At 64.9% G+C, this 7,217-nt stretch carries 7 protein-coding genes and 1 pseudogene; 1 reads left to right on the forward strand and 7 read right to left on the reverse strand.

Annotated elements, in window-relative coordinates; translation table 11 throughout:
* Positions 1–275 (forward strand): annotated as a pseudogene (locus tag QZ607_RS25350) (ISKra4 family transposase); the annotation flags it as partial.
* A gap of 187 nt (positions 276–462) precedes the next feature.
* On the opposite strand, the gene QZ607_RS25355 reads toward QZ607_RS25350, so the two are convergent.
* The 7 genes from QZ607_RS25355 to QZ607_RS25385 are packed head-to-tail and all read right to left on the reverse strand — an operon-like array spanning position 463 to position 7,017.
* Positions 463–2,052 (reverse strand): bifunctional 2-polyprenyl-6-hydroxyphenol methylase/3-demethylubiquinol 3-O-methyltransferase UbiG, encoded by a 1,590-nt coding sequence (locus tag QZ607_RS25355; protein WP_295888937.1) that lies wholly within the window; start codon positions 2,050–2,052, stop codon positions 463–465.
* Positions 2,049–3,251, reverse strand: coding sequence for an ABC transporter ATP-binding protein (locus QZ607_RS25360; protein ID WP_295888940.1), 1,203 nt, complete (start codon positions 3,249–3,251; stop codon positions 2,049–2,051). The genes QZ607_RS25355 and QZ607_RS25360 overlap by 4 nt, the downstream gene beginning before the upstream one ends.
* A 13-nt stretch (positions 3,252–3,264) precedes the next feature.
* Positions 3,265–4,035, reverse strand: a complete 771-nt coding sequence (locus QZ607_RS25365) for an ABC transporter permease (protein WP_295888942.1) — start codon at positions 4,033–4,035, stop codon at positions 3,265–3,267.
* Complete coding sequence (locus tag QZ607_RS25370) at positions 4,032–4,622, reverse strand: HlyD family efflux transporter periplasmic adaptor subunit (RefSeq protein ID WP_295888946.1); 591 nt, start codon at positions 4,620–4,622, stop codon at positions 4,032–4,034. The genes QZ607_RS25365 and QZ607_RS25370 overlap by 4 nt, the downstream gene beginning before the upstream one ends.
* Positions 4,619–5,404, reverse strand: a complete 786-nt coding sequence (locus QZ607_RS25375; RefSeq protein WP_295888950.1) for a biotin/lipoyl-binding protein — start codon at positions 5,402–5,404, stop codon at positions 4,619–4,621. The genes QZ607_RS25370 and QZ607_RS25375 overlap by 4 nt, the downstream gene beginning before the upstream one ends.
* Positions 5,401–6,687: a type I secretion system permease/ATPase gene (locus QZ607_RS25380; protein WP_295888956.1), complete on the reverse strand. Its 1,287-nt coding sequence runs from the start codon at positions 6,685–6,687 to the stop codon at positions 5,401–5,403. Before QZ607_RS25380 ends, QZ607_RS25375 begins: the two co-directional genes overlap by 4 nt.
* Positions 6,688–6,717: 30 nt before the next feature.
* Positions 6,718–7,017 carry a hypothetical protein gene (locus QZ607_RS25385; RefSeq protein WP_295888961.1) on the reverse strand — a complete coding sequence of 100 codons (300 nt, stop codon included), beginning with the start codon at positions 7,015–7,017 and terminating at the stop codon, positions 6,718–6,720.
* Positions 7,018–7,217 lie beyond the last annotated feature (200 nt).

The following is a 7,217-nucleotide window of genomic DNA, read 5'->3' on the forward strand; positions in this document are numbered from 1 at the left end:
GCGACGACGCCTACAGCGCTTGGACCTACTTCAACAACCATCGCCATCAGATGGACTATCCGGGCTTCCTCGCCGAGAACCTCCCGATCGGCTCAGGTGTCACCGAGGCCGCCTGCAAGAGTCTGGTCAAGCAACGCCTGTGTGCCTCCGGCATGCGCTGGAAAACCAAAGGCGCCAAGATCGTGCTCAGCCTGAGGGCACTGACCAACACCGCCGGACGCTGGGCTCAGTTCTGGCAGAAGATCGACCAGTTCGGGGCCGAGTGCTTCGGCTGAAGACATTATTGGGAGGTCGCACCCAGGCTGTCGCTATTTTGACGCGGGAAGAAAAGGCGACATGCCCGCGCCGGAGACGGCGACGCCGATGCGCCGTGGCCAGCAAGCGCCCAGCGCCACGGTATGCAGCGCGGAAGGGCACCCCTGGCCGCAGGCGCCGCTCGTGCGCGCTTTGGCGATGCCGCGTTCACGGTTTACGGGCGATCAGGGCAAAGTCCTGCGGACCGCACAGCAGGCCGTTGAGCCGCTCCGAGGCCGGGTCGGTCCCGGGCAGACGGGCGGACTCCGGGTACGGATGCAGCCGTTCGACCTGAGGCTCCGCGAACCCGCTGTAACGCAGCAAGAAGCACATCGCCGTGGGTGTCAGCGGATTGCGGTGCGTGGGGTCGTGGTAGAAGGTGTGACCCGCCACCAGCAAATTCTCAGGGTTCGGGGTTTCAAGGATGAGCAGACCGCCGGACACGAGCACCCGATGCGCGTGCTGCACGAGCCCGAACAGCTGCGGGAACGGCAGATGCTCTGCCAGATGGAAGGCGGTGATGGCGCCGACGCTGGCGTCGTCCATGGCGGCGAGGCTGTGCACCGCATCGCCGCGACGCACGTCCATCCCGCGCTCGCGGCACTGCTCGACGAGGGCGGGGTTGCTGTCCAGCCCGACTGCCGGCAGGCCGGCGGAGGCGAGCAGATCCAGCCACTCGCCCCGGCCGCAAGCGATATCCAGGGCGGGCGTGTGTGCGGTGACGGTGCCGGCGGCGCGCAGCGCTTCGAGGTAGATGGACTGCCCCGCCTCGATGTCCTGTCGGTCGCCACGGAAGGCGTCCATGAAGGCGACGTAGTATCCCTCCAGCGCGTCGTCGCGGTGCAGGCGCGCGATGTCCTCTGGCGCGAGTGCTGCCGCCGCAGCATCGGTGGGCGCGCCGGGTTCGGCTGCCGCTGGCTCCACGGAGGGCGCCTGCGCGCTCCAATCCCGCCCCGCTCGCAGCTCACGCATCAGCTCGAACATGCGGCTGCGATGGTAGAGCATGTCGCTGCGGGCGAAGTCATACTCCCGCACGAGTCGGTTGAGGCGTTGATCGAGGCCGGCGATATCGCCCGTGAATTCGTCTTGGCGGTCGGCTTGGCTCTGGATGCGATCATCTTGGCGATCCAAGCGTGCCTGGGCCGTCTGCAAGTCGCCCCGAAGCATTGCCAGCTGGTGGTCGAAGTGCTGGGCTTGGTGCGCGATCTTCTGCTCGAAGCTGTCTGCCTGCGCGGCGAGGTCCGAGGTGAGGCGCTCGCGAAGGCGCTGCGCCTCCAAGGCGGCTGCGAATTGTGGCCGCCGGCGATAGAGGCGTCGCTCGCGCAGGCGCAGCCACAATCGCATCAGGCGCTTGCCGGGCAGCCGCCGCAGCGGGCGCATCCACTCCAGGCCGTGGAGTCGAACGCCACGCGCGCGGGCTTCCGCTGACCAAAGCAGGTTGGTCAGTACCCAACTGCGGTGGCCGGAGGCGGTGACGTCGGCTCCGTAGGTGCCCCGACCGGCCTCGTCCAGCGGACGACCGAGCAGCGCGGAATAGGCCTTGTCGAGGAACGCCTCGCCTTCATAGCGGAGCAGGTCCGCGAGCTGGACCTCCCGCGCGGCAGACTGCGCAGCCGGCACCGCTGCCACACGCGTCTGCATGGCTGCTGCGGCTGCGTCGGGGACGTCCTCGCCGTCCAAGGCCTGTGCTTCGCGCTTCAATGCGGCGACGAGCGCATCGATGTCGAGTGCGCCGTTGTCGTGGTGGAAGGCGCTCATGTCGGCTCGCCCTCTCTCACGTACAGCCTCGGCACCAGCCGGGCGACGCCGTAGAAGGTGGGCCCGCGAATGCCGGCGACTTCGAAGCTAATCAGATTGTCGCACCACTGGAAACACTCCTCCAGGTGGTTGTCGCGGCTGTGCAGCGCGGCCGTGAGCGTGTACTTGCCCGGCGCCAGGTTCATGTCGAAGCGCCACTGTACCAGCAACTGCTCTCCGCGGCGGATGGATAGCGGTTGCTGAAGGAAGAAGCTGTTGGTGCCATAGATGTCTCTGCCGAAGCGATCCCGGATCAGAAAGCCAAGGGTGAAATCGTCGACATCGGCGTTGCCCGTCACTGTGAAATCGAGCTGCGCGGGCTCGCCGGCACTCAAGGTGGCGGCTTGGGAGTCGACACCCCGCAGGGACCACTCGGCCATTTCCACGGCGCCGCTGCCGTAGCACCGGGACACGAGCGCCACCGGCTTGGGCTCGGCGTCGTCGAGCTCGGCAATCAGCCGGTTGTAGAAGTTGACGGCCGCCTCCGGGGTCGCGTCCACCTGCACCTGGCCGTCGTCGATCACAAGCGCGCGGTCGCAAAGCACTTTGACGGCATTGAGGTCGTGCGATACGAACAGCAAGCTCCCGCCGCGGCTGCGAAAATCTTGGATGCGACGAATACATTTCTGCTGGAAGTGGGCGTCTCCGACCGACAACGCCTCATCCACGAGGAAGCACTGCGGCTCGGCATGAATGGCTATGGAGAACGCCAGGCGCATGGCCATGCCGGAGGAATAGGTGCGCAGGGGCTCCGCGATGTAAGCAGCAAGCTCGGAGAAGTCGATGATGGCGTCGGTGCGACGCTTGATCTCCTCGCGCGTCATGCCGAGCAGGATGCCGTTGCGCTGGATGTTGGCGAGGCCGCTGAGCTCCATGTCGAAGCCGGTACCAAGCTCCAGCAGGCCAGTCACACGGCCAGCGATGAAAACCTCACCTTCATCCGGTCGCAGCACGCCCATGATGATCTTCAGCAGCGTGGACTTGCCGGCGCCGTTGCGGCCCAAGATGCCGAGCGTCTCGCCGGGAGCGACAGCGAAGCTGACGCCGTGCAGGGCGTGATGGGTATGGTGCAGCGGCCGGCGCAGCAGAGACTCCAGCAGACGATGCTGCGGCTTGGCGTAGAGCTTGAACCGCTTATGGATATTCTGGACCCTGATCATCGCCCGCTTTGAGTCACACCAAGTCGCGGATATCGCTTTCGAGCCGCCGCAGCAGCCAACGCCCCGCAACGAACGAGAGCGCGGCCACGACCACTAACGGCAGCAGACGCTGCGGCGCCGTGACTTCACCGAACAACACGGCGTTGTGGTAGGTATCCACGACCGGATACATGGGGTTGAGCCACAGCAGCGGCTGCACCCAGTCCGGCAGAATCTCCACGACGTAAACGATGGGCGTCAGCCAGAACCAGAGCTGGAGCAGCACACTGACGCCCTCTTTGATGTCGCGGTAGAAGACGCTCAGGGCGCCGAGCACGATGCCGAGATTGACGGCGAAGGCCTGCTGCAAGGCGAAGGCTATCGGCACCCAGAGCATGGCCGGGGTAAAAGGATGCGAGATGATCAGCAGATAGAGCGAGAACAGCCCGAAGGAGATGACGAACACGACTGTATCGGACAAGACGATCGCGAGCGGAAACACGGTGAGCTCCAGCGGCACCTTCTTGATCAACCCGCCTTGGTCGATGAACATGGTGGTGGTGCGCAACAGCGTGGACGAGAATGCGATCCAGCCCAGCAGTCCAGCGATGAGGTAGACGCTGTAACTGTGGGCGCCGGCGGTGACCGCCGGCAGGCGCGCCTGCATGATCTGCGAGAAGACCAGGATGAACACGAGCATGTTCAGCAACGGCTGGACGAAGGTCCAGAAGCCGCCGAGCATCGAGCCCGCGTAGCGGTCAAGCAGATCCTGCCTGGCCAACTGCAAGACCAGTGCCGCGTTCATGGGAGCGGAGTGCTTACTGCTCGCGGAACGCCCGCGCAAGCATATGCAAGAAAGGCTTCAGCAAGTAGTCTCATCAGCGTAAGGCCACCGGTCTTGATGAGCACTTCAGCGGGCATGCCGGGTACCAGATTGAAGCCTTCTTCGCGCATTTGGGTGATGCCCTCGGCATCCACCTGGACCTCCGCCTCGTAGTACTGCAGCTCGGACTGAGGATCTTGCATCGCGTCTGCCGAGACCTTGACGACAGTGCCGGTAATGACATGCGTATAGCGCATATCGAAGGCGCTGAAACGAATATCCGCGCTTTGGCCGGCCCGCACACTGTCGATGTCTATCGGATTGACCCGCGCGATCACGACCAGACTACCGCTGGCGGGCACGATTTCCAGCAGCGGGTCGCCGGGCCCAACCACAGCGCCCACCGTGCGCACCCGCAGACCGACGACTTCTCCCGCTACCGGCGCGCGGATGTCGGTGCGCGCCAGGGTATCTTCGAGCGCCAGCGCACGCGTGGACAGATCCGAGATCTTGGTCTGTGTCTCGCGCAGCGTAGAGGTGACTTCTGAAAGGCGTTGTTGCTCGCTCAAGACGACTTGCGCCTCGGCCTCGCGGAGGCGACCTTGAGCTCTGCGAGCCGGGCCTTGGTGGAGGCGTGCTCACCTTCCAGCTCGGCCAGCTCGCGCCTGAGCTGCAGGAGACGGATCTTGTCTGCCAGCTTCGCCTCGTACAAGCGCTGCCATTCGTCGACCTCTCCTTGGTAGGACTCGATGCGATCCGCCTGAGCCACCAACAGCCCCTCCACACCGGTGATCTGCTGGCGCAGCTGCTCGATCCGACGACGGAGGATCTCGCGCTCGTTGTTGAAGGATGCCAGGCGCGCCTCGAATACCTCGCGCTCGGACTCGAGCATACCCTTGACTTCTGGGTCCTCGTCGGCGGCCTCGCGCAGATCCGGCGGGAAATCGATTGCGTCGAGGTTCTTACGCTCGGCTTTCAGTCGCGCCTCCAGAGCAAAGGCGGCATAGAGCTGGAGGCGGACGATGCGCAGCTGAGCGGAAGGCGACACATCGCTCAAGCGCATGAGCATCTGGCCTTCTTCGACCCGGTCACCGTCATTGACGAGGATTTCGGAGACGATGCCCCCTTCCAAGTGCTGGACGACCTTGCGGCGCGCCTCGACCTTTACCTGCCCCGGTGTGACCACCGCACTATCCAGCGGCGCCAGTGCGGACCAGGTGCCAAAGACGCCGAAGCTCACGAGGAGCACCAGCAGCCCACCGATAATGTAAGGCTTGGGATCCGCCGGGACTGCTGATGCGGGAGCGTCGACGACGCGGTTGAACTGACCCTGAAGCGCGGATCCACTCATGACGCCGCCGGACCACGCTTGGCGCTGCCCTGCGCCTTGAGCTGAGACACACCCTGCTGCGGCTTGCCGGTCAAGCGCGGCAGGATTTCGTCGCGGGCCCCGAAGGCGGCCGCGGCGCCGTCTTTCATGACCAGAAGCTTGTCCATGCGCATGAGGATACCCGGCCGGTGGCTGATCAGGACCACCGTGCAGTCCGCCTGCTTGAGGCGGTCGAGGGATGTGAGCAAGTCGGCCTCGCCCTGTTCGTCGAGACTGGCGTTGGGCTCGTCGAGCACGACGAGCTTCGGGCTGCCGTAGATCGCACGCGCCAGCGCGATGCGCTGGCGCTGGCCACCCGAAAGCGCCGAGCCGCCGGGGCCGATCTGCGTGTCGTAATGGTCCGGCAGGCCCAAGATCAAATGATGCACGCCGACGCGCTGGGCGGCATCCACATAATCCTCGGGGTTGTAATCATGGAAGCGGGCGATGTTTTCCGCGACGCTGCCTGCGAAAAGCTCGATATCCTGCGGCAGGTAGCCGACATGAGCGCCCAGCTCCTCACGATTCCAGCGCGAGAGGTCGGCACCGTCCAAGCGCACCTTGCCGGAGGCGGCCGGCCAGACGCCAAGCAAGGCGCGGGCCAAGCTGGACTTGCCGGCACCACTCGGCCCGACGACGCCCAAGGCCTCGCCGGGGTCGAGCTCGAAGCTCAGGCCACGCACCACGGGCTTGTTCGAGCCTGGCGGCAGCACGACCAGTCCCTCGACGCCGAGACGACCTTCCGGCGCCGGCAGGGACATCGGGTCGCCGCGCGCCGGAAAATCGGCGAGCAGCTCATCGAGCCGGGTGTAGGCGGTGCGCGCAGAGGCGAACTGCTTCCAGCCGGAGATGAGCTGGTCGATGGGCGCAAGCGCCCGTCCGAGAATGATCGAGCCATCGTAGACCTGTCGCCAGCGGCCACGCAGCCGCTGCATCATGCCCATGGCCTCGACGACTTCCGCATTGCGCGTTTGACTGGCAGCGAGATTACGCGCCGCCACGGAGTCGTTGTGGGAGCGCGCCAGCGGCACCTGCGTCGACGCCTCGTTGGCCACGGCGAGCGCGGCGAGGATAACCACGGCGATGACGCCGAACACGCCGTACCACACGTGGAAGAGAAAGAGTACAGCGATGTAAATCGGGACCCATGGTAGATCGATGAAGGCGATCAAGGATCTGCCGCCGACGAAGCCGCGGATCTGCTTCAGGTCCTCCAACGGCTGTCCGTGGGTCTGCGACGGATTCACGAGGCTGGCCTTGAACATGGCGTCGAAGACTCGCTCCGACAGTCGCGACTAAAGCTGCGTACCGAGCCGGTTCATCACTCGAGAGCGAACGAACTCGAGCAGTCCCATGGTTAGAAACAGGAACACCACGATGAGCGTCAGCACCAGCAGCGTGGAAGTGCTACGGCTGCTGAGCACACGGTCGTACACCTGCAGCATGTACAGGGGCGGCACCAGCATCAACAGGTTGACGAAGAAGCTGAACAGTCCGACGGCGATCAGTACGGGCCAGAACGAGCCCAGCACCTCGTCCAGCTCGGTGCGCTGTTTGGCACCCGCCGGCTTGGCCTTCGAGAGTAGCGAGAGCATCCGGGGCGGTCGTCCTCTGCTTCGGTTGGGCGCAGGTTTGGCTGAGCGTAGCGGGCGGCGACGGCAATGCCTGGCGAGGCATAGCGCCTTAGGCCCCTTGGCCGCATCAGCCCAGCAGGTTAGCCCATCTTTGACATTTTCCGGCGCGGATTTTCGGTAAGCCATTGATCGAAAGTACACGCTTCGGAAGCTACTGTCAG

Source organism: uncultured Thiohalocapsa sp. (genome assembly GCF_913063425.1).
Taxonomy (GTDB): Bacteria; Pseudomonadota; Gammaproteobacteria; order Chromatiales; family Chromatiaceae; genus Thiohalocapsa.

What these genes read in the sequence shown, in the direction of transcription:
- QZ607_RS25380 (WP_295888956.1), bottom strand. Translation starts at nt 6,687, where the DNA reads ATGTTCAAGGCCAGCCTCGTGAATCCGTCGCAGACCCACGGACAGCCG.
- QZ607_RS25365 (WP_295888942.1), bottom strand. Translation starts at nt 4,035, where the DNA reads ATGAACGCGGCACTGGTCTTGCAGTTGGCCAGGCAGGATCTGCTTGAC.
- QZ607_RS25360 (WP_295888940.1), bottom strand. Translation starts at nt 3,251, where the DNA reads ATGATCAGGGTCCAGAATATCCATAAGCGGTTCAAGCTCTACGCCAAG.
- QZ607_RS25375 (WP_295888950.1), bottom strand. Translation starts at nt 5,404, where the DNA reads ATGAGTGGATCCGCGCTTCAGGGTCAGTTCAACCGCGTCGTCGACGCT.
- QZ607_RS25355 (WP_295888937.1), bottom strand. Translation starts at nt 2,052, where the DNA reads ATGAGCGCCTTCCACCACGACAACGGCGCACTCGACATCGATGCGCTC.
- QZ607_RS25385 (WP_295888961.1), bottom strand. Translation starts at nt 7,017, where the DNA reads ATGCTCTCGCTACTCTCGAAGGCCAAGCCGGCGGGTGCCAAACAGCGC.